The organism is Pseudomonas sp. 05N433 (assembly GCF_056396925.1).
Window position 1 is genome coordinate 1 of sequence record NZ_JBFTML010000052.1, and the last position, 23775, is coordinate 23775.

At 60.0% G+C, this 23775-nt stretch carries 21 protein-coding genes; 8 read left to right on the forward strand and 13 right to left on the reverse strand.

From position 1 onward, the window contains the following. Window positions 1-143: 143 nt before the first annotated feature. The 7 genes from AC1DIS_RS23610 to AC1DIS_RS23640 all read right to left on the reverse strand — a co-directional run bounded on the left by AC1DIS_RS23610 (window position 144) and on the right by AC1DIS_RS23640 (window position 6652). Entirely contained in the window at window positions 144-893 is a 750-nt protein-coding gene (locus AC1DIS_RS23610) for an SDR family oxidoreductase (protein ID WP_477744318.1), read from the reverse strand. Window positions 894-1085: 192 nt separating this feature from the next. Continuing rightward, complete coding sequence (locus AC1DIS_RS23615) at window positions 1086-2021, reverse strand: SdiA-regulated domain-containing protein (protein ID WP_477744317.1); 936 nt, start codon at window positions 2019-2021, stop codon at window positions 1086-1088. Next, entirely contained in the window at window positions 2018-3538 is a 1521-nt protein-coding gene (locus tag AC1DIS_RS23620) for an ArnT family glycosyltransferase (RefSeq protein WP_064616901.1), read from the reverse strand. The genes AC1DIS_RS23615 and AC1DIS_RS23620 overlap by 4 nt, the downstream gene beginning before the upstream one ends. Window positions 3539-3541: 3 nt before the next feature. After that, on the reverse strand, window positions 3542-3820 hold the full coding sequence (locus AC1DIS_RS23625; protein WP_018928220.1) for a lipid-A-disaccharide synthase N-terminal domain-containing protein: 279 nt from the start codon (window positions 3818-3820) through the stop codon (window positions 3542-3544). After that, window positions 3817-4557, reverse strand: a complete 741-nt coding sequence (locus AC1DIS_RS23630) for a glycosyltransferase family 2 protein (protein ID WP_018928219.1) — start codon at window positions 4555-4557, stop codon at window positions 3817-3819. Before AC1DIS_RS23630 ends, AC1DIS_RS23625 begins: the two co-directional genes overlap by 4 nt. A 49-nt stretch (window positions 4558-4606) precedes the next feature. Beyond that, entirely contained in the window at window positions 4607-5584 is a 978-nt protein-coding gene (locus tag AC1DIS_RS23635; RefSeq protein WP_086945350.1) for an NAD-dependent epimerase, read from the reverse strand. Window positions 5585-5863: 279 nt separating this feature from the next. Next, on the reverse strand, window positions 5864-6652 hold the full coding sequence (locus tag AC1DIS_RS23640; RefSeq protein ID WP_138867147.1) for an alpha/beta hydrolase: 789 nt from the start codon (window positions 6650-6652) through the stop codon (window positions 5864-5866). A gap of 245 nt (window positions 6653-6897) precedes the next feature. Here AC1DIS_RS23640 and AC1DIS_RS23645 point away from each other — a divergent pair, with 245 nt between their 5' ends. Further along, window positions 6898-7203 carry a hypothetical protein gene (locus tag AC1DIS_RS23645; RefSeq protein WP_477744316.1) on the forward strand — a complete coding sequence of 102 codons (306 nt, stop codon included), beginning with the start codon at window positions 6898-6900 and terminating at the stop codon, window positions 7201-7203. Window positions 7204-7388: 185 nt separating this feature from the next. Here AC1DIS_RS23645 and AC1DIS_RS23650 read toward each other — a convergent pair whose 3' ends face one another. From AC1DIS_RS23650 to AC1DIS_RS23660, 3 genes are all read right to left on the reverse strand, one after another. Then, a complete protein-coding gene (locus AC1DIS_RS23650) occupies window positions 7389-9203 on the reverse strand; it encodes a DAHL domain-containing protein (protein ID WP_064616905.1) in 1815 nt (604 codons plus the stop codon). 171 nt (window positions 9204-9374) lie between these two features. Beyond that, window positions 9375-10358 (reverse strand): zinc-dependent alcohol dehydrogenase family protein, encoded by a 984-nt coding sequence (locus tag AC1DIS_RS23655; RefSeq protein WP_477744315.1) that lies wholly within the window; start codon window positions 10356-10358, stop codon window positions 9375-9377. A 34-nt stretch (window positions 10359-10392) separates the two neighbouring features. Beyond that, entirely contained in the window at window positions 10393-11139 is a 747-nt protein-coding gene (locus AC1DIS_RS23660; protein ID WP_111453726.1) for a cyclic nucleotide-binding domain-containing protein, read from the reverse strand. Window positions 11140-11354: 215 nt separating this feature from the next. On the opposite strand from AC1DIS_RS23660, the gene AC1DIS_RS23665 reads away from it, so the two are divergent. Continuing rightward, window positions 11355-13736, forward strand: a complete 2382-nt coding sequence (locus AC1DIS_RS23665) for a phosphoketolase family protein (RefSeq protein ID WP_477744313.1) — start codon at window positions 11355-11357, stop codon at window positions 13734-13736. 16 nt (window positions 13737-13752) lie between these two features. Here the strand turns inward: AC1DIS_RS23665 and AC1DIS_RS23670 are convergent, their stop codons facing one another. From AC1DIS_RS23670 to groL, 3 genes are all read right to left on the reverse strand, one after another. Then, window positions 13753-14178 (reverse strand): potassium channel family protein, encoded by a 426-nt coding sequence (locus AC1DIS_RS23670; protein WP_477744312.1) that lies wholly within the window; start codon window positions 14176-14178, stop codon window positions 13753-13755. Window positions 14179-14233: 55 nt separating this feature from the next. Then, entirely contained in the window at window positions 14234-16060 is a 1827-nt protein-coding gene (gene ftsH, locus AC1DIS_RS23675; RefSeq protein WP_018928209.1) for an ATP-dependent zinc metalloprotease FtsH, read from the reverse strand. 133 nt (window positions 16061-16193) lie between these two features. Beyond that, window positions 16194-17810, reverse strand: coding sequence for a chaperonin GroEL (groL, locus tag AC1DIS_RS23680; protein WP_477744311.1), 1617 nt, complete (start codon window positions 17808-17810; stop codon window positions 16194-16196). A 297-nt stretch (window positions 17811-18107) separates the two neighbouring features. Between groL and AC1DIS_RS23685 the strand changes: the two genes are divergently transcribed. The 6 genes from AC1DIS_RS23685 (at window position 18108) to AC1DIS_RS23710 (ending at window position 23771) form a co-directional block, all read left to right on the forward strand. Next, entirely contained in the window at window positions 18108-18605 is a 498-nt protein-coding gene (locus AC1DIS_RS23685; protein ID WP_477744310.1) for a BCAM0308 family protein, read from the forward strand. Window positions 18606-18678: 73 nt separating this feature from the next. Beyond that, window positions 18679-18912: a hypothetical protein gene (locus AC1DIS_RS23690; RefSeq protein WP_018928206.1), complete on the forward strand. Its 234-nt coding sequence runs from the start codon at window positions 18679-18681 to the stop codon at window positions 18910-18912. Window positions 18913-19087: 175 nt separating this feature from the next. Then, window positions 19088-19972, forward strand: a complete 885-nt coding sequence (locus AC1DIS_RS23695) for a universal stress protein (protein ID WP_111453733.1) — start codon at window positions 19088-19090, stop codon at window positions 19970-19972. Between the two features lie 72 nt (window positions 19973-20044). Continuing rightward, window positions 20045-21808, forward strand: a complete 1764-nt coding sequence (acsA, locus tag AC1DIS_RS23700; protein WP_477781114.1) for an acetate--CoA ligase — start codon at window positions 20045-20047, stop codon at window positions 21806-21808. Further along, a complete protein-coding gene (pdhA, locus tag AC1DIS_RS23705) occupies window positions 21805-22788 on the forward strand; it encodes a pyruvate dehydrogenase (acetyl-transferring) E1 component subunit alpha (RefSeq protein WP_064616914.1) in 984 nt (327 codons plus the stop codon). Before acsA ends, pdhA begins: the two co-directional genes overlap by 4 nt. After that, a complete protein-coding gene (locus AC1DIS_RS23710; RefSeq protein WP_477744309.1) occupies window positions 22785-23771 on the forward strand; it encodes an alpha-ketoacid dehydrogenase subunit beta in 987 nt (328 codons plus the stop codon). Before pdhA ends, AC1DIS_RS23710 begins: the two co-directional genes overlap by 4 nt. Window positions 23772-23775 lie beyond the last annotated feature (4 nt).

Below are 23775 nucleotides of genomic sequence, written 5' to 3' on the forward strand. Positions count from 1 at the left end.
GCCTTAAAGCGGGCCAGCCTGCGTTGCAGGCCTTGGAAAGGGAACAATCATTCCCAGCAGCCTGCGCCTTGACTGGCTCGCTTTAAGGCGACAACGCGGCGGGGAAACTAATGGAGAACGCCCCCTAGGCCCTCGACGGCCCCTCAACTATTGCTCTTGAGCCAGGTTTCGAAGCGTGTCGGCCCGACGATGGGGTGCTCTCCCGGCGTCAGCGAGTGGTCATCGATCGGCGCGCCGAAGTAGGGGACCGTGTCGTCCGGTTGGGCCTGGCGCGGGTCGTTGGTGTGTTGCAAAAACAAGCGCACGAACTCCACCAGCGGCCAGCGCTCAGGCCCGGCCACTTCCAGGGTGTTATTGCTCGGCGCTTGCACCGCGACTTTCGCCAGCGCCATCGCGACATCGGTTGCGGCAATCGGCTGCAACGCGGCGGAGGTCAAGCGCACGGTGTCGCCTTCCTGTACGCCCGAGTGGGAAATGGCCCCGATGAACTCGAAGAACTGCGTGGCCCGCAGGATTGTGTAAGGAATGCCTGAGTCCTTGATGAGTTGTTCCTGGGCCATTTTTGCCCGGAAATAGCCGCTGTCGAGCATGCGCGCGGTGCCTACCACCGACAGCGCGACATGGTGTTTGACCCCGGCGGCCTTCTCGGCGGCGAGCAGGTTGCGCCCGGAGGTTTCGAAGAACTCGAGCACGGCAGCATCTTCGAAGGAGGGCGAGTTGGCCACGTCGACCACCACATCGGCGCCTTGCAAGGCGTTTTGCAAGCCCTCGCCGGTGAGGGCGTTGACGCCGGTGCTCGGTGACGCGGCCAGGGTTTCATGCCCCAGGTCTTGCAGGTTTTTGCAGAGCTGCCTGCCGATCAGCCCGGTACCGCCAATCACGACGATTTTCATGACGAGTCTCCCGATGCGTGCGCAGTGGGGTGCGAGGTGTCAGCCCCGCTTGGACATCGTGTTTCTGGTCGGAGTGGGGGGGGGCTGGCTTGGAATCCTGCAACCATTAAAGACCCGGAATGTCCTCAATGGCGCAGAGATTGGAAACTAGTCCGATAGATGGTCGGGCCCGGTCCATCCGGTGCAAACCCATTATTGCTTCTGCTGATTCTCCGCCACAGCAACCTTCGATTTGGAGAACCGATAGAACAGGTTGGGCTCGCTCACAATGTACAGCTCGCCGGAGGTGTCCATGGTCATGCCTTCGGCTTGCGGTATGGTTTTTTTCAGGTCATTCAGGCCGAGCAGGGAGCGGAAGCTGACGAAGTTGCCGTCCTGGTCCAGTTCGGTCACGTTGCTGGATTGCTCGCTCAATAACAGCAAGTGACCGGTCCGCGGATCGTAGTAACCCTCGGAAAGATCCAGGCCGAAGACGCTACGGTCGATCCAGTGGGTCAAGTCCTGGATGTGCACCTGCAACGGGCTGCCGATGGACGCCAGCATGCCCGTGACCGTAAACAGCTGCCGCGGATCGCGCTCCTTGATCGCGAAGATACGATCATTGGCCGCATCATAGGTCACGCCTTCAAAGCCCTTGTTGTGTTCGCTCAGGTTGATCTCGATGGCAACGAACGGGGCGTTCTCGACATGGATCGGGCCAGGGCTGTCCGGCAAGGTGATGACGTACAGTCGCTGCAACTGTTCATCGGCGATCACTACGCGTCCGTTACCCAGGTAAGCAAGGCCTTCGGTGTCCTGGAAGCCGATCAGCGGGTAACGTTCAAGCAGATCGCCGTTGCGGTTCATGGCCACAATCTGCATGGGCCCACCATTGGTGATGCCCAGCAGTCGATCATGGTCCGGGTCATAGGCGATGCCGGACAGATTGGTGATGTCCGCGACAGGCTTGGCCTGGATCACGGCTTTATAGTCCGGCAGCCAGATATTTTTATCGGGCGCCTGATTACCATGCCAAAGAGTTTTCCAGTACGCATACAGCTGCTGGTGAACCATGAAATGTGCAGAAACCACGTAGGCGCCAAGCAATACAACAATGAACAATATCCCCAGCTTCCCTCTCTTGCTCATGACTTGTCCTTGTCCCAGCTGAAGCGATAGACCTTTTTGGGTTGTCCGGGCTGGCATTGGCCGTTATCGGCATCGGCGCCGACGATCGACCATTGCGCGCGAGACGTTTCGCCGAGCTCATGAGCGGCCTCGGGATTGAAACACTTGCTCAGCACTTCGTCCGGGACCAGGGCGTAGGCATCACGGTGTTCGCGTAGCCATTGCGCCGCTTGTTCGACCGAGGAACTGCTCATCCCGAAATGCACGATCGGCTGCCGGGCGAATAACCAGTGGCCCTCGCGCCAGTCGACCAGCACCAGCTCGGCACCGTGGGTCATGGTCGCCGCCTGCGCCATGATCGCTTCGTGGGGGTTGGGACCTTCCTTGATCGGCTCGATGAACCCGCGGGCGAACCACAGAACGAACCAGCTCACCACCAGCGCCTGGAATACCCGCATACCGCGCGGACGCTTTCCGAACCAGCGCTTGAGCAGCCAGGGAATCAGCGGCGCCGCCACCAGCACCAGACCGGGCAACGCCGGATAGATGTACAACTTGCGCTTGCCGGTGCTCAGGCAGAAAAACAGCACCACCAGCACGACCCAGCTCAACAGCACCAGCACTCGACCGTCGTGCTTGCGCAGTTGCTTGCGCCAGGCCGGAACCAGCCACGGCAGGGCCAGCACCAGCGGCAGCCAGTATTGCGGGATCACGTTGACGAAGAAGTACCAGAACGGTTCGCGATGGTCCCACGCGGCGGCATAGCGTCCCGCTGTCTGGCGCAGCAGGATTTCTCGCGCATAGGCGACTTCTTCCGCGGTGCCATTGAGCACAATGGACAGTGCCAGAGGCAGCAGCCAGATCGCGATAGCCCCGAGCGCCACCAGAAAGCCCAGGAACCATTTGCGCTTCTGGCCGGGCATGGCCACCACGCCGGACCAGTTTTTGCGCACCGCGTAGGCATACGGAATCAGCATCAAGGCCGGGACGAAGCCGACCCCTTTGGTGATTATGCCAATGCCCATGGCGGCGCAGCCCACGTAAAACCAGCGCCAGGCTGGCCCGAGCAGCAGGTGCCGCGCCAGTCCGTACAGGCCCAGGGAGGTGAACAGAATCAACAGGCTGTCGATCTGGCCGGTACGCAGGATGCTGTAAGTCTGATAGGTGGCCAGGTACAACAGCGCGGCTATTCGACCGATACGCTGATTCCACAGCCGGCGGCCCAGGTCGTAGACCACGGCCGTGACCGTCGCCGCCGACAACATCCCCGGAATATACAGGGCGAGGGCGGGCAGGCCGGTGAGCCACGCGAAGAACGCCACCATCCACATGAAGACCGGCGGTTTATCGCCGTAGATCTCCGCAGCGCGGTGAGGGATGAACCATGACCCGTTGTGCAGCATCTCCAGCGCTACGCCGAGGAAACGTTCCTCGTCGACGTTTTGCGGTTGACGCAGCCCCAGGCCAGCGCCGATCAACAGCAAGGCAAGCAGCACCAGGCCCAGGCATTCGATGCTGGGCGACAGGGTTTTACGCATGGCTCAGTCCTTCAGGTGTTTGGTGCGGGCAATCAATTGCAAATTGCGCAGATAGACGATGGAACCAAAGGCCTGGCCAGCGATGAACACCGGGTCTGCCCGGTAAATGGCATAAGCGAGCAGCAGGGCGCTGCCGACAATGCTCAGGTACCAGAAACTCACCGGGATCACGCTGCGTTTTTTGTACTCGCTATACAGCCACTGCAGGATGAAGCGACCGGTAAAGGCGATCTGGCCAGCGAAGCCGACCACCAGCCACAGGGTTTCGCGGGAGAGGTTCATCCTTCGATCTCCTGCGCGTTGGTGTTCAACCGCGTGCGCTTGATCAGCCACCACACACCGAACAGGTCAAGAATACCCACCAGGGCGCGGTCGATGTTGCCGTATTTGGACACACCCGCGGTGCGGGGCCGGTGGTTGACCGGGTGGACGATCATTCGGCCGTTGTGACGCTGGATCAGCGCGGGAATGTACCGATGCATGTGGTCGAAGTACGGCAGGCGCAGAAACGCCGCGCGTTCGATCAGCTTCAGCCCGCAGCCGGTGTCCGGGGTATCGTCATTGAGCAGGCGGCGACGCAGCCCGTTGGCAAAACGCGAAGCCCAGCGTTTGCTTGCGGTATCGCGGCGGTTGACCCGGTGCCCGGCTACCAGCTGAACGTCGACCAGACCCTTTTCACCGCGCACCAGCGCCAACATCCCGGGGATGTCCGCGGGGTCGTTTTGACCGTCGCCATCAAGCGTGGCCAGCCATTGCCCCCGGGCGGCGATTGCCGCGTGGTAGAGGGAGGTGCTTTGCCCCAGCGAGCGCTCATGGCGCAGGATGCGCAACGCGTCCAGGCCATTGTTTTTCAGCTGCCGCAGCTCATGCAGGGTGGAGTCGGTGCTGCCATCGTCCACCACAATGATTTCGTAGGCCTCACCRTTCAATGCGGCGTGGACTTCCTCAAGTAACGGCTTGAGGTTGTTTGCTTCATTCTTTGCTGGAATCAATACAGATACAAAAATGTCTTGGCTCATAGAGTCCTCTCCCTTGCTCCCTGGTCTATTTTTATCAAGGGCTAACGTTTTATATCTGATAGAAGTGGCGATACCACTTCACAAATTCCGCTACGCCAGTTTCAACCGCCACTTGAGGGCGGAAATCGACCCACTCGGCCAGCGCCGAAATGTCGGCCCAGGTCTTGATCACATCGCCTGCCTGTAGCGGCATGAAATTGCGTTGGGCCTTGATGCCCAGCGCCGATTCCAGGCAGTCGACAAACTCCAGCAGTGGCACGGGTTGGCCACGGCCGATGTTGAAAATCCGGTTTACGCCAGCGCCCGGCTCGTTCGGCACCGGTGGCTTGGAGCGCAGGCGGGCGACGCTTTCAACGATGTCGTCGACATAGGTGAAATCGCGCGACATCTGGCCATGGTTATAGATGTCGATCGGCAAGCCTTTCAGGATCGCCTCGGTAAACTTGAACAGCGCCATGTCGGGGCGCCCCCAAGGTCCGTAAACGGTGAAAAAGCGCAGGCCGCTGGCCTTCAGGCCATAAAGGTGGCAATAGCTGTGCGCCAGCAGTTCATTGGCGCGTTTGCTGGCGGCGTACAGCGAAATGGGGTGATCGACGGCGTCTTCGACACAGAACGGCATTTTGCTGTTGGTGCCATACACCGAGCTGCTCGAGGCATAGATCAAATGCGCGGGGCGATGGTGCCGGCAAGCTTCCAGCACATTCAGAAAGCCCACCAGATTGGACTGCGCATAGACATCCGGGTTGTCCAGTGAATAGCGAACACCCGCCTGGGCGGCCAGGTGCACAACCTCGGTGAAAGCATGTTCTTTGAACAAGGCCATCAAGGCCGGTTTGTCGACGATGTCCAAGGCCTGGAAACGAAAGCCCGGCAAGGATTCAAGCTCTTTGAGCCGTGCGTGTTTGAGTTCTACGCTGTAATAGTCGTTGAGATTGTCGATACCGACGACTTCAAGGCCTTCTTGACACAAACGCTTGACGGTGTGATACCCAATAAAACCGGCGGCGCCAGTAACCAGAACCGTCATGAGGCCTGCGCCTGTGCGTGACTGATTCCGATTCTGCGCAAAGGGCGCTTTTGCATCACAATCCCCTGTAAGTACTCGCTGATCAGTATATTTTTTGGGCTTTTTGCCACCATTGGCTCCATGCCTTGCTCCATTGTATTGGTAAAGTTCTGTGCAGTGCACATCATGAGCCGCAGAAATGGCAGCCGTATACCCTGCCAGTTGGATTGTAAAAAAAACGTTAAGTAATTACTTCGTTTTTCTGACCGCCTGCTTAAAGGCGTGCTGGTATGAGGGTGCTCACAACGCGGCGCCTAGCATTTTCAGGTAGTTGGGGCTCTCGGAGATCGAGTTGTGGCCCGTGTCCGGTATGACCTGCAGCGAGGCCACGCCTTTGGCGAAATGGGTGTAGAGCCGGTCTGTGCTTGCGCGCGGTATGACTTCGTCGTGCTCGGCCGCAACCAACAGCGTCGGGACGGTGATGTGAGCGGCGTATTTCCAGGATTCGAACTTGTCCTGCAACAGCCATTTCACCGGGAACCAGGGAAACTGGCGGGCGGCGAGGTCTTCAAGGCTGTTGTAGGGCGTGATCAGGATCAGCCGCGACGCCGGGCGCTGGCTGGCCAGGCGCACGGCAACGCCTGAACCCAGGCTGCGTCCGATCACTGCAATATCGGGATGGCTGTTGTAGACATAGTCGAACAAGGCCATGGCGTCACGCTGAATCGCCTCCTCGGACGGCGACCCGGTACTGCCACCGTAGCCTCGGTAATGCAGCAAGTAGATCGCATGATCCGCAAACGCTTGCGAAAACCCGGGCAGGCTGCGGGAAACGTCCTCGGCATTGCCACCAAAGTAGATCAACGCCTTCGGCCCGTCGTGCGGCCTGACGGTCACCAGCACCTGCGCGTCGGCGACTGACAAGGTAAGAAGCGATTCGGGTGTGTCGATGGCGCGAGGTTGCGGGTAGTAGATGAGGGCCCGTTGAAACACGAACAGCGCGACGCAGAGCAGCAGGTATGCAACGGCAATGAAAGCGAAGAGAGACACCAGGGTTCGCGACATTCGGCTAAGTTTAGTGGACGGCATGGACTGCTTCGGGCCTTGAGACAGCTATTGCTGGAGCGTCGCCAGAGTGTAGTCCAGCAATTTCAGCTGTGCAGAAGCGCCGCCCAATGCCCGTGTGGGTGCGAGCACCTGTGGCGAGGGGGCTCGCCCCCGTTGGGTCGCGAAGCGGCCCCAAAACCTGCAATCGCGGTACACCACATGCAATGGTTTACGACTGCTGTGCAGCCGAACGGGGGCAAGCCCCCTCGCCACACGGAGGCAAGAACATGCTGACCCGAGCCATTCCTTCCAGCAACGAGCCGTTGCCCATCGTCGGCCTGGGTACTTATCGCGGTTTTGATGTCACGCCAGCCGACGCTGCTTACAAGCAACTGCAGGCGGTGCTCAGCGCGTTGTTCGAGAAGGGTGGAAAGGTGATCGACAGTTCGCCCATCCTGCTGGCTCATCCGGCGGTGACCTGCGTCATCCCCGGCACCGGCAACCCGCGCTACATGGCGGAAAACGCCGGTGCAGGTTTCGGCCCGATGCTCACGGATGCACAGCGCCAGCAATTGATTGCGCTGGTGGGGTGACGGCTACCTTGTAGCAGCTGCCGAGCAGCGCGAGGCTGCGTTCGGCTGCGCAGCAGTCGTGAGTCCGACTGACGCGGTCTGCCTGATGCACCGCAAGCTCTGGTTTGACGACGGCTTCGCCGCCGAACGCAGCCTCGCAGGCTCGACAGCTGCTACCAGCGAACGCAGCCGCTGCTCGGCAGCTGCTACAGGCTTACGGCGGCTGGCATTACTTGCGCCATCTCCAGCGGAATTTCCAGGGTAAAAATCGCTCCCTGGCCGGGTCCATCGCTATGGACGCGAAGGTGCCCGTTCATTTCCACCGCCGCGAGTGCGCAACTGTGCAGGCCAAAACCATGACCTTCCTTGCGCGTGGTAAAGCCGTGATTGAAGATGCGGGCCATGTTCTCGGCGGCAATCCCTTCGCCCTGATCCTCTACGCTGAAGCGCAGCGTTGCGTTATCGATAATCCTGACGCCCAGCGTCATACGGCGCTGATGATCGCTGACCCTGGACATCGCATATTTGGCATTGCTGATCAGGTTGATCAGGATCAACAACAGTCGGTGTTTGTCGCCGATGATGGTCGGTGTGGCCTGGTAGTCTTTGATGACCGTGACATGGTGCCGGCTCAAGGCGCCGGAATTCATGCGTAACGCATCTTCGAACAGATCGACGACATTCAACGGCTCGACCAGCCGGGCGGCGCCGGCATAGGCCTGTTGGGTGGCGACGATATCCTTGATGTGATCGATGCTCTTGGTGAGTTGCGCCAGCTCGTCAACGATGCTCGATTGCTCGGTCGCGATGGAATCGACCAGTTGATTGAAGTAAAGGGGCAGCAGTTTGCCTTTTTCATCGTGCGTCATGAACTGCCCCAGGTCTTCGGCATGTTCATTGATCATTTTTACCGCTTTGCCCAGGCCGAGGGTTTTGCTGGTCGACAATTTGCGGGTGATCAATTCCGCGGAGACGTTAACGCTATTCAACACATTACCGACGTTGTGCAGCACGTTGGTCGCGATCTCTGCCATACCGGCCATCCGCGCGGCGTCGATCAGTTCGCGCTCGGCTTCCAACAGTTCATGGGTGCGTTCCTCGACGCGTTGCTCCAGCCGCTCGTTCGCTGTCTGCAATTGGTTGTTCATCTTGTTGATCAGCGCATAACTGCGAATCAGACGGGCCGCCAGGTACAACAACAGCAGCGCCATGATGCCAGCGCAGATCCCCAGGTAAAGGTGGTATTGGCGATCTGTCGCGGCTGTGCGCCGTTGTGTCTCGTTCAATAACTCGTTGATGCTGTCCAGTTGCTGTGCGACCGGAATGACACTGATGCGATCAACCAGGTCATTGACGATGGGCTGCTCTCGCACAATGGCATTCACAGCGTCTACAAGTGCAGTGAAAGTCGGGCGCCGTTCAGGCGGCAGTTGATTGATGTACTCATTCAGATATTCCAGATGCCCGGAGATTTCTTCGGCCCGTTCGCTGCTGACATAGAGGGCGTATTCAAGGGTGTCCAAGGTAAGGTCGAACACCACTGACGCCGCCCGAGCATCCACCGACGAGAGTTTGTCGTTGGAATCTTCCTGCAACACCCGAATGGCATCTTCCAGCGTAGGCAGGGCCTCGAATGCTGTTCGCAAGGCCGTGTTGTGCTGTTTGAATTGCTCAACCAACCGGGCTTTGTTTTCTACCGCTTCCAGATAACCCTGGCGTCGGGTTTGCCAAAGGGTCGGGAGCGGGCCGACAGCGTTGAGGCTATCGAGCTGTTGCCAGCGCTCTTCCGCTTCAGGCGGCGCCACCAGCAACAGGTTGTTGTTCATGCCGATTTTGGCTCGCAGGAGCTTCACGTTCCAATTGGCATCGTATTGCTTGAGTTGACGCACGAAGTCGCGCGACTCGAAGTAGGTCGATGTGTCGTACGAGTAGGATTTGATCAGCAAAAATATCAGTACGCTGAAGAGGGTCAGTGCAATGGCTGCCAAGGCAGACCATTTGTAATGATTAGAAATCTGCATGGCGGCATTCCTCCCTGATACAGGCTGTCCTGAGAGAGAGAGGCTGCCAACCGTCAATTAATTCCATTTTTTGCGCTCCCTGCAGAATGACGAGGCATCGCCACGTCATCCGTAAGCCTAGCGTTGTTGGTGGACGGTGCCGGAAAAAACACCGAACGGCAGGGGCGAGCGTCAGGGGACGAGCACGATCGCCCCTTTGACCTGACCGGCCCGCAGGCTTGCCAGCGCCTGATTGGCATCGTCCAGGGCAAAACAGGTGACGTCGCTGTGCACGGGCGTATGGCGCAGTTCGGCAAAAAACGCGGTGCCGTCTTCGCGGGTCAGGTTCGCCACCGAGCGGACGCTGCGTTCGCCCCACAACAGTCGATAGGGGAAGCTGGGGATGTCGCTCATGTGGATGCCTGCGCAAACCACACAACCGCCCTTGACTGTGGCTTCCAGCGCCAGTGGCACCAGTGCACCGACAGGGGCGAAGATCAGGCTGGCGTCGAGCGGATGCGGTGGCGGCTGATCCGAGGAACCTGCCCACACGGCGCCCAGCGTCCTGGCATAAGCCTGGCCCTCGCTGTCGCCCGGTCGAGTGAAGGCGTACACCTGCTGTCCTCGGCCCCGCGCCACCTGAATCGCCAGATGCGCTGCCGCACCGAAGCCATAGAGGCCCAGGTGACGTGCACCTTTGGCCATTTGCAGGGCGCGAAAACCGATCAGCCCGGCACACAGCAGCGGTGCGGCTTCGGTGGCCGAGATCGCGTCCGGGAGGGGGAAACAGAAGTGGGCATCGGCAACCGTGTAGTCGGCATAACCGCCATCCCGATGACAGCCGGTGAACTGTGCCCGGTCGCAGAGGTTTTCACGGCCCGAGCAGCAAAACGTGCACTCACCGCACGTCCAGCCAAGCCAGGGAACGCCGACGCGCTTGCCGACCCAGTCGGGCGAAACGTCGCCACCCACCGCTGTCACTTCACCGACGATTTCATGGCCCGGCACCCGCGGCAGCACTGCTTGCGGCAGTTCACCGTCCACCAAATGCAGGTCGGTGCGGCACACGCCACAGGCCAACACCTTGATCAACAGTTGCTGCGCGCCGGGCTGCGGCACGGGACGTTCTTCCCGTTGCAGCGGCTGGCCGGGGGCATGCAGAACCATGGCGCGCATGACGATTCTCCAAAAGCCGATGCACCGCAAGGCGTTACAGGGGGGATTCCCGGTGGCAGCCGGCGACCAGTTGCTTGAGCCCGTCCAGATTCAGCACTTTGACGTTACGCCCGGAAATCTCGACCAGTTCCGAGTCCCGTAGATGAGCGATGCCCCGACAGATGGTTTCCAGGCGCAGGCCCAGATAGGAGCCGATCTCTTCGCGACGCATTTTCAGTACAAAGTCTCTGGACGAGTAACCCCGAATGCTCAACCGTTGCGACAGGTTCAGGAGGAAGGCGGCCAGGCGTTCATCGGAGTTCATGTTGCCCATCATCATCAGCAGGTTGTGCTCACGGACGATTTCCCGGCTCAGGATCTTGTTCATGTTGTGCTGCAACGAGGGCAGCTCCAGGGCGAGTTTCTCCAGTTGGGCGAAGTTGAAGGGGCAGACTTCGCTGTCCTCCAGGGCAAAGGCACTGCAAGTGTGATGATCGTCGCTGATAGCGTCCAGACCGAGCATCTCGCCGGGGATCTGAAACCCGGTGACCTGCTCGCGGCCGTCGACCGACAGCATGCTGGTCTTGAATGAACCGATCCGCACCGCGTAGAGCGAGCGCAACGGATCGCCGGCCCGGTACAGGGCTGCACCTTTTTTAACCTTTACACGCTGAATGATCAGGGTATCCAGTCGTTCGACTTCGTTGCTGGTCAGGCCAATCGGCAGACACAACTCCAGAACGCTGCAATTGGAGCACGCGGCTTTCAGATAGTGATGTTGATATGGCCGGGTTTCAGGCATCGCAAAAACTCCCCCTGACAGGAGCTTAGAGCATAGTTCGGATCCCCCGTTTCAATCGGGCGTTTACAGATAGAATCGATGAGCGGGGAAAATCTTGTTCCTGTTGAGCCGGGATAGACGGCCCAAGACTTGATGTAAATCAAGTCTTAGGCCGTGCAGACACCCAGAATCGACGCATGTCTCCCGGTTTACCGGGGCCCCTGGCGGAGGACGTCATGAGCGATTTTCTGAGTGCCGAGCAACTGGAAGGGCTGGATGCCTACTGGCGGGCGTCCAATTACCTGGCGGTCGGGCAGATCTACCTCAAGGACAATCCGCTGCTGGCGGTGCCGCTGACGCTGGCGGATGTAAAGCCACGGTTACTGGGGCACTGGGGCACGACGCCGGGGTTGAACCTGATCTATACGCACCTCAATCGCCTGATCACGGCCCACGACCTGAACATGATCTTCATCGCCGGTCCCGGGCACGGCGGGCCGGCCGTCGTGGCCCAGACCTACCTGGAAGGCACGTACACCGAGTGCAACCCGTCGGTGGGGCGCAATACCAATGGCCTGGCCCGACTGTTTCGGCAGTTTTCCTGGCCTTATGGCATTTCCAGCCATGTGTCGGCGCAGATTCCGGGGTCGATCCATGAAGGCGGCGAGCTGGGCTACAGCCTGGCCCATGCCTATGGCGCCGCGTTCGACAACCCGGACCTGATCGTGGCGTGTGTGATTGGCGACGGAGAGGCGGAAACCGGGGCGTTGGCGGCCAGTTGGCATTCCAACAAGTTCCTCAACCCGGCGCGTGACGGGGCGGTGCTGCCGATTCTGCATTTGAACGGGTACAAAATCGCCAACCCGACGGTGCTCTCCAGCATCAGCGAGGAGGAGTTGTCGGCGTTGATGTACGGCTATGGCTACGACCCATATTTCGTCGAAGGCGATGACCCGGCCGAGGTTCATCAAACCCTGGCCAGAACGCTGGACACCATCGTGCAGGAAATTCGCGACATTCAGCGGGGCGCGCGTCAACGATCGTCGTCCCGGACGCTGGAGCGACCCCTGTGGCCGATGCTGATCTTGCGCACGCCCAAGGGCTGGACGGGGCCGACATTCGTCGATGGCCAGCGGGTCGAAGGCACTTGGCGGGCGCATCAAGTGCCCTTGGCCGACTTCCAGCAGCCGCAGCATCTGCGGCAACTGGAGGAATGGCTCCGCAGCTACCGCCCCGACGAATTGTTTGACGCCAATGGCACCCTGTTGCCCGAGATCGCGGCGTTGGCGCCGACCGGCCATCGGCGAATGAGCGCCAACCCCCACGCCAACGGTGGGCTGCTGTTGCGCGCGCTGGATCTGCCACGGTTCACCCAGTACGCGGTGAACGTCGAGGCGCCCGGTGGCCTGCGGGCAGAGGCCACGCGGGTGCTGGGCCGGTTTTTGCGCGACGTGATGAAATGCAACCTGACGTCGAGCAATTTTCGCCTGTTCGGCCCGGATGAAACCGCCTCGAACCGGCTGGATGCGGTGTATGAAGTCAGTGCGAAGGCGTGGATGGAGCCGCTGGGGCCTGATGACGTCAATCTGTCGGCCGATGGCCGGGTGATGGAGATTCTGAGCGAACAGGTGTGCGAAGGCTGGCTCGAAGGTTATTTGCTGACCGGTCGGCATGGGGTGTTTTCCTGTTACGAGGCGTTCATCCACATCGTCGACTCGATGTTCAACCAGTATGCCAAATGGCTGAAAACCGCCGCCGAAGTGCCATGGCGCAAACCGGTGGCCTCGCTCAACTATGTGCTCACCTCCCATGTCTGGCGCCAGGACCACAACGGTTTTTCCCATCAGGACCCGGGGTTCATCGACCTGGTGGCGAACAAAACGGCGGACGTGGTCCGGATCTACCTGCCGCCCGATGCCAATTGCCTGCTGTCAGTGGCCGATCACTGCCTCAGGAGCCGCAACTACATCAACGTGATCGTGGCCGGCAAGCAACCGGAGTGGCAGTGGCTGGACATCGATGCCGCCATTCGTCATTGCCAGGCCGGTATCGGACGCTGGGATTGGGCCTGCCGCGATGACAGCGATCCGGACGTGGTGATGGCCTGTGCCGGCGACGTTCCGACCCTGGAAACCCTGGCGGCGGTCACTTTGCTGCGCGAATACGTGCCGGATCTGCGGGTGCGGGTGGTCAATGTCGTCGACCTGATGGTCCTGCAGCCGTCGTACCACCATCCCCACGGTTTGCCCGACAGCGCCTTCGATGAATTGTTTACCGTCGACCGGCCGGTGATCTTTGCCTTCCACGGCTACCCCGCGCTGATCCACCGGCTGCTGTACAAGCGCACCAATCATGAAAACTTCCATGTTCGCGGCTTCAAGGACGAGGGGGCGACCACCACACCGTTCGACATGGCAGTGCTCAATAATCTGGATCGGTATCAGTTGGCCCTGGATGTCATCGAGCGCGTGCCCAGGCTGCACGATCAACTCCAGACCGCCCGGGCGCGCTATTGGGCGACGATGGAGAAACACAAGCTTTACCTCATCGAACACGGGCAGGACATGCCCGAAGTGATGGAGTGGCAATGGACGCCCGCGCCGGGCAATCAGGGCTGATGGACGGCGCCGGGCGCTATTTGCTCTTCCAGTATTTCTGCATCTCCAGAAACAGGAACGAAGCGGTCCAGGAAATCAGCACCAGCCCCGTCAGTGCCTCCAACCCGGTCAGGTACTTGAGGTTACCCATGGGGGAAATGTCGCCGAAACCGATGGTCGTGAACGTGGTGAAGGAAAAGTACACGCAGTCCATGAACGAGCCATCGAAATTGCCCCGCAGGCTACCCCATTCACCGGAGCGGATCAGCAGGTAATAGACCAGCGCGAAACACCAGACCTCTAACGCATGGGCCACCATGGCGCCGAATACCCCGACGACGATCCGAAAGCGGCTCCAGAGTTTGAGCCTGGGCAGCCAATCGTTCAGGCGCAGCAGGCATTCGTAGTGGATCACCACCGTGACGATCACCACCAACGTGTTGATCAGCGTGACTGCGAACATGTTGAGCCTTCAGTGATGGGGGCAGGGCGCCGTCTGCGGGCGATTGACCGGTGCGTCACGGTGCAGGTAATGCCGGGGTGGGCTTGAATGGCATCAGCGCCGGGAACTCCTCGGGCGTGAGGGTTTCCTTTTCCAGTAACAGGCGGGCGCCCTCGTCCAGGTCGGCCCGACGACTCTGAAGCAGCGCCTTGGCCCGTTGGTAGGCTTCATCGAGCAGGGCGCGAATACCCAGGTCGATTTCCCGGGCTGTCTGTTCCGAATAATCCTTTTCGCCCATCGTGGCCATGCGATCTCCCAGATACGTTGGGGTTTGCTTTTCCAGCACCGACTGCCCGAGCTCGGGGCTCATGCCGAAGCGGGTGATCAGTTGCCGGGCGATATCGGTCGCGCGGCCCAGATCGTCGGCGGCCCCGGTGGAGATCTGGCCGTAGACAAGGTCCTCGGCGGCGCGTCCGGCCATCAGCACGACAATCCGGTCCTTAAGTGTCTGGCAACTGATCAGGAAGTGATCCTCGGTCGGTCGCTGCAAGGTATAGCCCAGCGAGCCGATGGCCCGGGGCACGATCGAGACTTTATGCACCGGGTCCATGGCCGGCAGGCTGCTCGCGGCCAGGGCATGCCCCATCTCGTGATAGGCCACCACCCGGCGCTCGTCGGCATCGAGCAGGCTGCTCTTGCGTTCTAGCCCCGCGATAAGGCGTTCCACTGCGGCGGTGAAGTCGTTCAGGCTGACCGCCTCGGCGCCGCGACGGGTGGCGACGATGGCCGCTTCGTTCACCAGGTTGGCCAGGTCGGCGCCGGTGAAACCAGTGGTGATTTCGGCGATACGTGCGCTATCGAGGCCTGGTTCCACGGTGATTTTCTTCAGATGAACCTTAAGAATCGACTGCCGCCCTTTGCGATCGGGACGGTCGATCAGAATCTGCCGGTCGAAGCGCCCTGCGCGCAACAGCGCCGGATCAAGGACCTCCGGCCGGTTGGTCGCAGCCAGCAAAACCACGCCCTCACGCGGATCGAAGCCGTCCAGCTCGGCCAATAACTGGTTGAGGGTCTGTTCTTTTTCGTCATTGCCGCCCAACACGCCGACGCCACGCATCTTGCCCAGCGCATCGAGTTCATCAATGAAGATGATGCAGGGTGAGGCCTGGCGGGCCTGTTCGAACAGGTCGCGGACCCGGGCCGCACCGACCCCGACGAACATTTCGACAAATTCGGACCCCGAAATCGAGAAAAACGGCACACCGGCTTCACCGGCGATGGCTTTGGCCACCAGGGTCTTGCCGGTGCCTGGCGGGCCCACCAGCAAGGTGCCCTTGGGGATGTGCGCACCCAGGCGTGCGTATCGGGCCTTGTCCTTGAGGAACGAGACGATTTCCACCAGTTCGGCCTTGGCTTCGTCAATGCCCGCGACATCGGCGAAGGTCACTCCAGTGTCGCGTTCGACAAAGATCCTGGCCCGCGACTTGCCGACATTCATCAACCCGCCAAGGCCTTGTTTGTCCGCCATCCCGCGAAACAGGAAATGCCAGAACACCATGATCATTATGAACGGCAACAACCAGCCCAACAGGCTGTTCATAAAGGTGTTTTCATTGACCCCGGTAAAGCCGACGCCCGATTGGGAGAGTTCGGTCGCCAGCGCCGGATCGACCCGCACCGTGGAGAACCGGTCGCGTCCGTCGATGGGTTCCACCAATTTGCCGCTGATCCGGTCCTTGTCGATCTGCAAGTCACTGACTTTTTGCTCGTTCAACAATTGCATGAACTGGCTGTAGGGCAGGGGCTGCACGGCCTGGCGCTCGACAAAGAAGACCTGCATGAGGCCCATGACGATAAAAGCGATCGCGAAGTAGGACAGGTTCCACCGGTCGTTCTTTTTCATGGCCTTGGCTCAGAGTGTGAACGCATATCGGTAAGCCAGCGGCCATCCCGTTTACTATAAAGATAGCCTGCTTCAGCTTCTCCCTCGCGCAGGGCGCCGGATGATGTGCACAGATCACCTCGCCTTGTGCCGGTCATTCAGGAAACGGTGGCTGGGCAGGCGATTCTTTTTCTGGAATATCCGTCATGGTCGCCTCGGTGAGCAGCAGGACACTGGCGACCGACACGGCATTTTCCAGGGCAATGCGTACCACCTTGGTCGGGTCGATGATGCCGGCTTCGTACATGTCCACATAACAATTGGCCGCCGCATCGAAGCCCACGTTGCCCGGTTCGGCGAGCATGCGGGCAATGACCACGCCGGCATCCACCGCCGAGTTTTCAGCAATGAACCGGGCCGGTGCTTCCAGAGCCCGGCGCAGAATCTGCAGGCCGGTTTTGACATCGCCTTCATGGTTGGCTTCTTCGGCTGCAATCATCGGCACGGCTTTGAGCAGGGCCAGACCGCCCCCTGGAACAATGCCTTCGGCGATCGCCGCCCGGGTCGCGGAAATCGCATCGTCCAGTGCATCCTTGCGCGCTTTCATTTCAGCTTCGGAAGGCGCGCCGACGCGGATCACCGCCACGCCGCCAGACAGCCTGGCCAGGCGTTCCTGAAGTTTTTCCCGGTCGTAATCGCTGGTGGTGTTGTCCATTTGCACGCGGATCTGTTGCAGGCGCGCCTCGATAGCTTCGCGTTTACCTGCGCCGCCAATCAGCGCGGTGCTGTCTTTTTGCACCACGACGCGATGAGCCCGGCCCAACTGGCTCAATTCCACCTGTTCGAGGCTGATCCCCAACTCATTGGAGATCAGGGTTGCGCCGGTCAGAACGGCAATGTCCTGAAGCATTTCCTTGCGTCGATCACCGAAGCCTGGCGCCTTGATCGCCACCGCGCGCAATACCCCCCGAATCTGGTTGACCACCAACGTGGTCAACGCTTCACCCTCTATGTCGTCGGCGATCAGGACCAGTGGCTGGCCACTTTTGGCAATCAGTTCCAGCAATGGCAGCAGGTCTTTGAGCACGCCGATCTTATGGTCACAGAGCAGCAGGTAGGCATCGTCGAGTTCGGCCTGCATCTTCTCGGTATCGGTTACGAAGTAKGGCGAGACATATCCACGATCCAGGCGCATCCCTTCCATGACCTCGACCACTGTTTCGGTGGTCTTGGACTCTTCGACACTGACCACGCCTTCAATGCCGACCTTTTCCAGAGCGTCGGCCACCAGTTGACCGATGACCGCGTCGTTATGGGCCGAAAGCGTGGCGACCTGGGCCTTTTCCTTGGGCGTGCTGACCGGGCGCGATTGCGCCAGCAGTGATTGCATGACCAGAGAAAGCCCCCGGTCCATACCGCGCTTGAGGTCGATCGCACTGGCGCCCGCGACGACGTTGCGGATGCCGTCGGCCAGGATTGCATGGGCCAGGACCGTCGATGTGCTGGTCCCGTCCCCCACGGCCTCGCCGGTGCGTTCCGCCGCCTGACGCAGCATTTGCGCACCCAGATTCTCCTCGGGGTCCAGCAGGTCGATCCGTTTGGCAATCGTCACGCCATCGTTGCAGACCGTCGGATTGCCCCATTTATTCTGGATCAACACCGATTTCGATTTCGGTCCCAGGGTCACCCGGACAGCGTCCGCCAATTGTGTGGCTCCGCTGAGGATTTTCTCGCGAGCGCCAGCACGAAACAGGATTTTAGTGTGAGCCATCAGGTTGTTCTCCTGAAGAGTTCTGCATTGTTTCAGCTTCTATGAAATGGCACGTGCAGCGTTGATTTTTATCAACAAAGTCACACAGGCAGGTGTGCAATCGCAGTACGTACCGTTCGGATGATCGACCGTCGGTTGTTGGCCCGAATTGACAAATATCAACCTGCGCCTTAGCAAACCGGGCCCAAATGAAATCTTCAAATCCACCGTGTTTTCAGTGGACCTGACTGGAAGGGGGGCGATTTTAAAACACGGTTCGCGTGGGATTTTTAGCCAACTCATTTGCGAGGAAAGACCATGGACAAGTTTCAGCAGAGTCAGAAAAACCAGCTGTTCAAAACACCGGCCCATGATCCTTATTGCTTGCCGAAAATCGAAGGCTCTGCCGTCTGCCCGCAGTGTGGGGCCGCTTACCAGGCAGGTAACTGGACCTGGAAAGTTCCTGAAAACACGGTGGTTCATGATGCGCAATCAGTGACCTGCCCAGCCTGTCAGCGTACCAATGACAACAAGCCGGCGGGTACGCTCACGCTATCGGGCAGCTTCTTGGCCGCGCATCGAAGCGAGATCATCAATCTGATCGAAAACACCGAGAAAAAGGAAAAAGCGGAGCATGCCCTGGAGCGCATCATCAGCCTGACCGATTCGGAGGGGGCGCTGGTTGTGACCACCACAGGCATCCATCTCGCGAACCGCCTGGGTCATGCACTGAAAGCGGCCTTCAAAGGGCACGCCGATTATCAGTACAGCGATGACGAGTTCGGGGTGAACATCGACTGGAGGCGTGACGAGTAGAGCCGGCGGAAGGTGTACTCGACGCTACAAAACTTGAAGAAATGACAGGAGGTCGGGATCGAGGAGTACGACCATGATCGCCAATGATTCAACGACAAAATCCGCCGCCTGTTCTGAATCAATCAATCGTTGCGCGGAGCTCTTTTCCGAAGCCGACCGACTGAGCAAACAAGCCTATGCGTTGTTGAGCGAGCCTGTTTCGACCCAGACGATACAACGATTTTCTGCAGCGAAAAAACTGGCGGATGACAAATACCGTCAAGCCCACCAGGAATGGTTGAAAACCATGAACAAGAGCGACCCATGATGGAGGGCTGCTGCCGGTAGCCTGCCCGGCGAAGGTATTTGATTTATATCAACGCCAAAGCGATTCCAACGGAGGAGTCTGAGGTGACGCTGGTGCCTGGTCCAGCGAGGGCGCAACGACCGCGCCCTCGCAACAGGCAATGGCGCGTTGAAGTCCACCTGCCTGGAGTCAGATCATGAGCCAGTATCAACGGTTGTTATTGATCATCAACCCGGCCCTGCGCCAGTCTCCTGCGATACAACATGCGGCGGCCCTGGCCAAGGCCAGCGGGGCACGTTTGCATATCGCTGCCTTGATAAAGTCGTTGGATATTCTRTCGCTGCTTGAAGAGGGCGTGCGGGAAACGGCGCGGGAGACCTATCTGCAGGACCATCGCGACTGGTTGAAGTATCAGGCAAAAAATATCCGTGGCCTGGGGATCGAGGTGACGGCAGAAGTGGCCTGGGCCGATGACCTGCAGCAGGACATTCTGGATCACGTCACGGAAATGCAGCCCGACCTGTTGATCAAGGAGGTTCAGCATGAATCGGCGCTCAAGCGCGCGTTCTTCACTCCGCTGGATTGGCACTTGCTGCGCCACTGTCCAGTGCCGGTCTATCTGATTGGCGGCAGTGGCCATACCTTGCCGCACAAGATCGTGGCCGCCGTTGACGCTTCGGGTACCGATGCCGACAAAGAGTTGAATGACCGGATCATCCAGCAGGCCAATGGCCTTGCGCTGCAGTGCAATGCCGAGTTGCATCTGCTGTATGCCTGCGACACGACAGACTATCTGGGCGATATGGGCGGCGGCGGCCTGACACTGTCGCAGCTGACCAAGCAGTTGCGCAGGGAACTGGAGAAATCGTTCCTGGCGCTGGCCGGTCGGTACGGTGTGGCCTCTGACCGCCGGCATTTCATTCTGGGGCACCCGGTCTCGGCGCTGAGTGAGTTTGCCGAGGAAAATCAGGTGGACGTGATCGTGATGGGCAGAGTCCAGTCCCATGGATTGAACAAACTGGTGGGCAGCACGACCGAACATATTCTGTATCAGGTGCCATGCAGCGTCCTGGCGGTCTAGGGACAGTCCCGTTCACGGTTGATCACACTCCTGGGTGACGGGTTGTGATGAACAGCCGTTGAGGTGAAGCCCATGCATTTGCCGATGATCAAAAAGAAACTCACCCGTTTGCCGACAAAGCCCAATTGGCTGGACAGCGAGCAAGCCCGCGCAGCCTTTTCTTGGCAGGTGGAGGCGCTCGAATTGGCCGGATTGCCAGGGGGTGGCATGAACCTCGCCTATGAGGCGGTGGATCGGCATGCAATGGGAGGGGAGCGTGAACATACGGCGTTGCGCATTCTCGATCGCCATGGCGGGCACCGCGACATCAGCTATGGGCAACTGAGCACGCTGACTAACCGCTTTGCCAATGTGCTGAAAACATTGGGCGTGGCCCCCGGTGAACGCTTGTTTGTGCTCTGTGGCCAAGGGCTGGAGCTGTATCTGGGCGTGCTCGGTGGCTTGAAGCTCGGTTGCGTGGTTTCGCCGTTATTCTGTGCGTTCGGCCCCGAGCCCATCGAAACCCGGATGCGTCTTGGTGAAGGCAGCGTGCTGTTGACCAGCGAAACTCTTTATCGACGCAAGATCGCGGCGGTTCGTGAGCATTTGCCGGCACTCAAGCATGTACTGCTGTATGACGCCGAGGGTGGGGATACGAACGCCGTTGAGGGCACCCTCAACGTGCATCGATTGCTGGCCGAAGCCGCTGACGATTTTGACATCGCCCGGACAACGGTCGACAGCCCCGCACTTTTACACTTCACCAGCGGGACGACCGGCACCCCCAAAGGCGTGTTGCATGTGCACGGCGCCGCGTTGACGCACCGGGCCACCGCCAAATACGCCCTGGATTTACACCCTGAAGATATTTACTGGTGCAGCGCCGATCCGGGCTGGGTCACGGGGACTTCATACGGGATTTTCGCGCCGTTGCTGATGGGGGTGACCAGCGTGGTCGAGGGCAACGAATTCGATGCCGAACGCTGGTACAGGATTCTCGAAGAGCAACAGGTGACGGTCTGGTACACGGCACCGACGGCCATTCGCCTCTTGATGAAAGCCGGTGACGCCTTGGCGCGCCGCCATCACTTTCCCTGTCTGCGGTTTATTGCCAGTGTCGGTGAGCCGCTCAATCCCGAGGCTGTCTGGTGGGGCAAAGAGGTGTTGGGGCTGCCGATCCACGACAACTGGTGGCAGACCGAAACCGGTGGAATCATGATCGCCAACACGGTCTCGATGGCCATTAAACCGGGCTCCATGGGCAAACCGTTGCCCGGTGTCGAGGCTGCCATCGTCGAGCGCAAGGCGGACGGTTCGCTGGTGTTTCTCGAGGCAAATGAAGTCGGTGAACTGGCTCTGAAACGACCGTGGCCCGCCATGTTCCGTACTTATCTGGGGCAAGAGGAGCGCTATCGACGGAGCTTCGTCGGTGAGTGGTACCTCAGTGGCGATCTGGTGCGTCGCGATGCCGACGGTTATTACTGGTTCGTTAGCCGCGGCGACGACGTCATCAAGTCGGCCGGGCACCTGATCGGCCCGTTCGAGGTGGAAAGCTCACTGATGGAACATCCGGCGGTGGCCGAGGCTGCCGTGATTGGCAAGCCCGATCCTCTGCTGGGTGAAACCGTGAAGGCGTTTGTTTCCCTCAAGAGCGGATTCACCGCCAGCCCGGCCCTGCACGATGAATTGCTGGGCCATGGACGCAAGCGTCTCGGTGCCGTGGTCGCGCCAAAGGAACTGGCGTTCATGCAGGCACTGCCGCACACCCGCAGCGGTRAGCTCATGCGACGTCTGCTCAAGGCCCGGGAGCTGGGTTTGCCGGAGGGCGATACTTCCAGCCTGGAGAATCCGTCATGAGCCTGCAATCGTTGCCCAAGGACTTTGCTCTCGACTTGCTGCGAGACATGGTGCGCATCCGTCGTCTTGAGGAGCGCGCCGGCGAGCTGTACGGGGAGGGCAAGATCCGTGGCTTCCTGCACCTGTACATCGGTGAAGAAGCGGTGGCGGTCGGCGCTTTGCATGCGCTGGCAGCCGACGATGCGGTGGTCGCGACGTATCGCGAACATGGCCATGCCCTGATCAAGGGAGTGCCCATGAACACCATCATGGCCGAGATGTACGGGCGCCAGGAAGGCTGCTCGCGAGGGCGTGGCGGTTCGATGCACTTGTTCGATGCCGGTACACGTTTCTTCGGCGGCAATGCCATCGTCGCCGGCGGCTTGCCACTTACTGTCGGCCTGGCGCTGGCCGAGCGTATGCAGGGTGGATCACGGCTCTCCACCTGCTTTTTCGGTGAAGGTGCCATGGCGGAAGGGGCGTTTCACGAGTCGATCAACCTGGCCGCCTTGTGGCAGTTGCCGATGCTGTTTTGCTGCGAGAACAACCTCTATGCCATGGGCACGGCTCTGGAGCGTTCGCAGTCGCAAACCGACCTGTGTGCCAAAGCTTCGGCGTACAAGGTCCAGACCCGGTCTGTCGATGGCATGGATGTGGTCGCGGTGTACGAAGCCACCCGTGAAGCGGTTGAACATATCCGGCAAGGGCGCGGGCCTTTTTTCCTGGAGTTTCGTACCTATCGGTTTCGCGCCCACTCGATGTTCGACCCGCAGCTGTATCGCGACAAGGCCGAGGTGGAGCAGTGGAAGACCCGCGGACCGATTCACACCTACAGTGCCCGGCTCAAGGCCGAAGGCCTGTTGGACGAACCCGGTTTTCTGGCGATCCTGGCCCAGGTGGACGCTGAAGTGGAGGCCGCCATCGCTTATGCCGAAAGCGCCAGCCTGGAACCGCTGGAGGATCTGTCTCGCGATGTCTACACGCCGAGGGCCGCACCATGAGCACTCGCATGACCTACCGCGATGCGTTGCGCGAGGCCCTGCGTGAAGCGTTGCAACGGGACCCTCGGGTGTTTCTGATGGGCGAAGATGTCGGCCGTTACGGTGGCAGCTATGCCGTCTCTTTGGGGCTGCTTGAAGCATTCGGCCCGGAACGCATTCGAGATGCGCCGTTGTCCGAATTGGGCTTCGTGGGGGCCGGTATCGGGGCGGCACTGGGGGGCATGCGACCGATTGTAGAAATCATGACTGTGAATTTCAGCCTGCTTGCCCTCGATCCTCTGATGAACACCGCTGCTGCCCTGCGGCATATGTCCGGCGGCCAATTCTCGGTTCCCCTGGTGGTGCGCATGGCGACGGGCGCGGGACGTCAGCTTGCGGCGCAACACTCTCACAGCCTCGAAGGCTGGTATGCGCATATTCCCGGGCTGAAAATTCTCGCCCCGGCGACCGTCGAGGATGCACGCGGCATGCTCTGGCCTGCGCTGCTGGATCCGGACCCGGTGCTGATTTTCGAACACGCCCAGCTCTACAACATGGAGGGTGATACTGGCGACTGGAAGGCTCTGGATATCAGTGCCGCAAAGGTCCGTCGAGTCGGCAAGGACCTGACCCTGATTGCGTATGGCGGCACCCTCGGCAAAGCCCTGACGGCGGCTGAGCAACTGGCCGGGGAGGGCATTGATTGTGAAGTCATCGACCTGCGGGTTCTGCGTCCTCTGGATGACAGCACAATCATGACCTCGGTCTGCAAAACCCGCCGCGCCCTCGTCGTCGATGAAGGCTGGCGCAGCGGCAGCCTGGCGGCGGAAATCATCACGCGGATCGTCGAGCAGGGCTTTTTCGAACTGGATGCACCGCCAGCGCGGGTGTGCAGCGCCGAAGTGCCGATACCTTATCCCCGGCATCTTGAAGAGGCCGCGTTGCCTCAAGTGTCGACGATCGTCGCCGCCGCGCACGAGCTGTGCGAGGGGAATGCAACGTGATGAC

What these genes read in the sequence shown, in the direction of transcription:
- AC1DIS_RS23685 (WP_477744310.1), top strand. Translation starts at nt 18,108, where the DNA reads ATGGACAAGTTTCAGCAGAGTCAGAAAAACCAGCTGTTCAAAACACCG.
- pdhA (WP_064616914.1), top strand. Translation starts at nt 21,805, where the DNA reads ATGAGCCTGCAATCGTTGCCCAAGGACTTTGCTCTCGACTTGCTGCGA.
- AC1DIS_RS23635 (WP_086945350.1), bottom strand. Translation starts at nt 5,584, where the DNA reads ATGACGGTTCTGGTTACTGGCGCCGCCGGTTTTATTGGGTATCACACC.
- AC1DIS_RS23690 (WP_018928206.1), top strand. Translation starts at nt 18,679, where the DNA reads ATGATCGCCAATGATTCAACGACAAAATCCGCCGCCTGTTCTGAATCA.
- ftsH (WP_018928209.1), bottom strand. Translation starts at nt 16,060, where the DNA reads ATGAAAAAGAACGACCGGTGGAACCTGTCCTACTTCGCGATCGCTTTT.
- AC1DIS_RS23650 (WP_064616905.1), bottom strand. Translation starts at nt 9,203, where the DNA reads ATGCAGATTTCTAATCATTACAAATGGTCTGCCTTGGCAGCCATTGCA.
- AC1DIS_RS23625 (WP_018928220.1), bottom strand. Translation starts at nt 3,820, where the DNA reads ATGAACCTCTCCCGCGAAACCCTGTGGCTGGTGGTCGGCTTCGCTGGC.
- AC1DIS_RS23640 (WP_138867147.1), bottom strand. Translation starts at nt 6,652, where the DNA reads ATGCCGTCCACTAAACTTAGCCGAATGTCGCGAACCCTGGTGTCTCTC.
- AC1DIS_RS23710 (WP_477744309.1), top strand. Translation starts at nt 22,785, where the DNA reads ATGAGCACTCGCATGACCTACCGCGATGCGTTGCGCGAGGCCCTGCGT.
- AC1DIS_RS23670 (WP_477744312.1), bottom strand. Translation starts at nt 14,178, where the DNA reads ATGTTCGCAGTCACGCTGATCAACACGTTGGTGGTGATCGTCACGGTG.
- AC1DIS_RS23615 (WP_477744317.1), bottom strand. Translation starts at nt 2,021, where the DNA reads ATGAGCAAGAGAGGGAAGCTGGGGATATTGTTCATTGTTGTATTGCTT.
- AC1DIS_RS23620 (WP_064616901.1), bottom strand. Translation starts at nt 3,538, where the DNA reads ATGCGTAAAACCCTGTCGCCCAGCATCGAATGCCTGGGCCTGGTGCTG.
- AC1DIS_RS23655 (WP_477744315.1), bottom strand. Translation starts at nt 10,358, where the DNA reads ATGCGCGCCATGGTTCTGCATGCCCCCGGCCAGCCGCTGCAACGGGAA.
- AC1DIS_RS23610 (WP_477744318.1), bottom strand. Translation starts at nt 893, where the DNA reads ATGAAAATCGTCGTGATTGGCGGTACCGGGCTGATCGGCAGGCAGCTC.
- AC1DIS_RS23660 (WP_111453726.1), bottom strand. Translation starts at nt 11,139, where the DNA reads ATGCCTGAAACCCGGCCATATCAACATCACTATCTGAAAGCCGCGTGC.
- AC1DIS_RS23665 (WP_477744313.1), top strand. Translation starts at nt 11,355, where the DNA reads ATGAGCGATTTTCTGAGTGCCGAGCAACTGGAAGGGCTGGATGCCTAC.
- AC1DIS_RS23645 (WP_477744316.1), top strand. Translation starts at nt 6,898, where the DNA reads ATGCTGACCCGAGCCATTCCTTCCAGCAACGAGCCGTTGCCCATCGTC.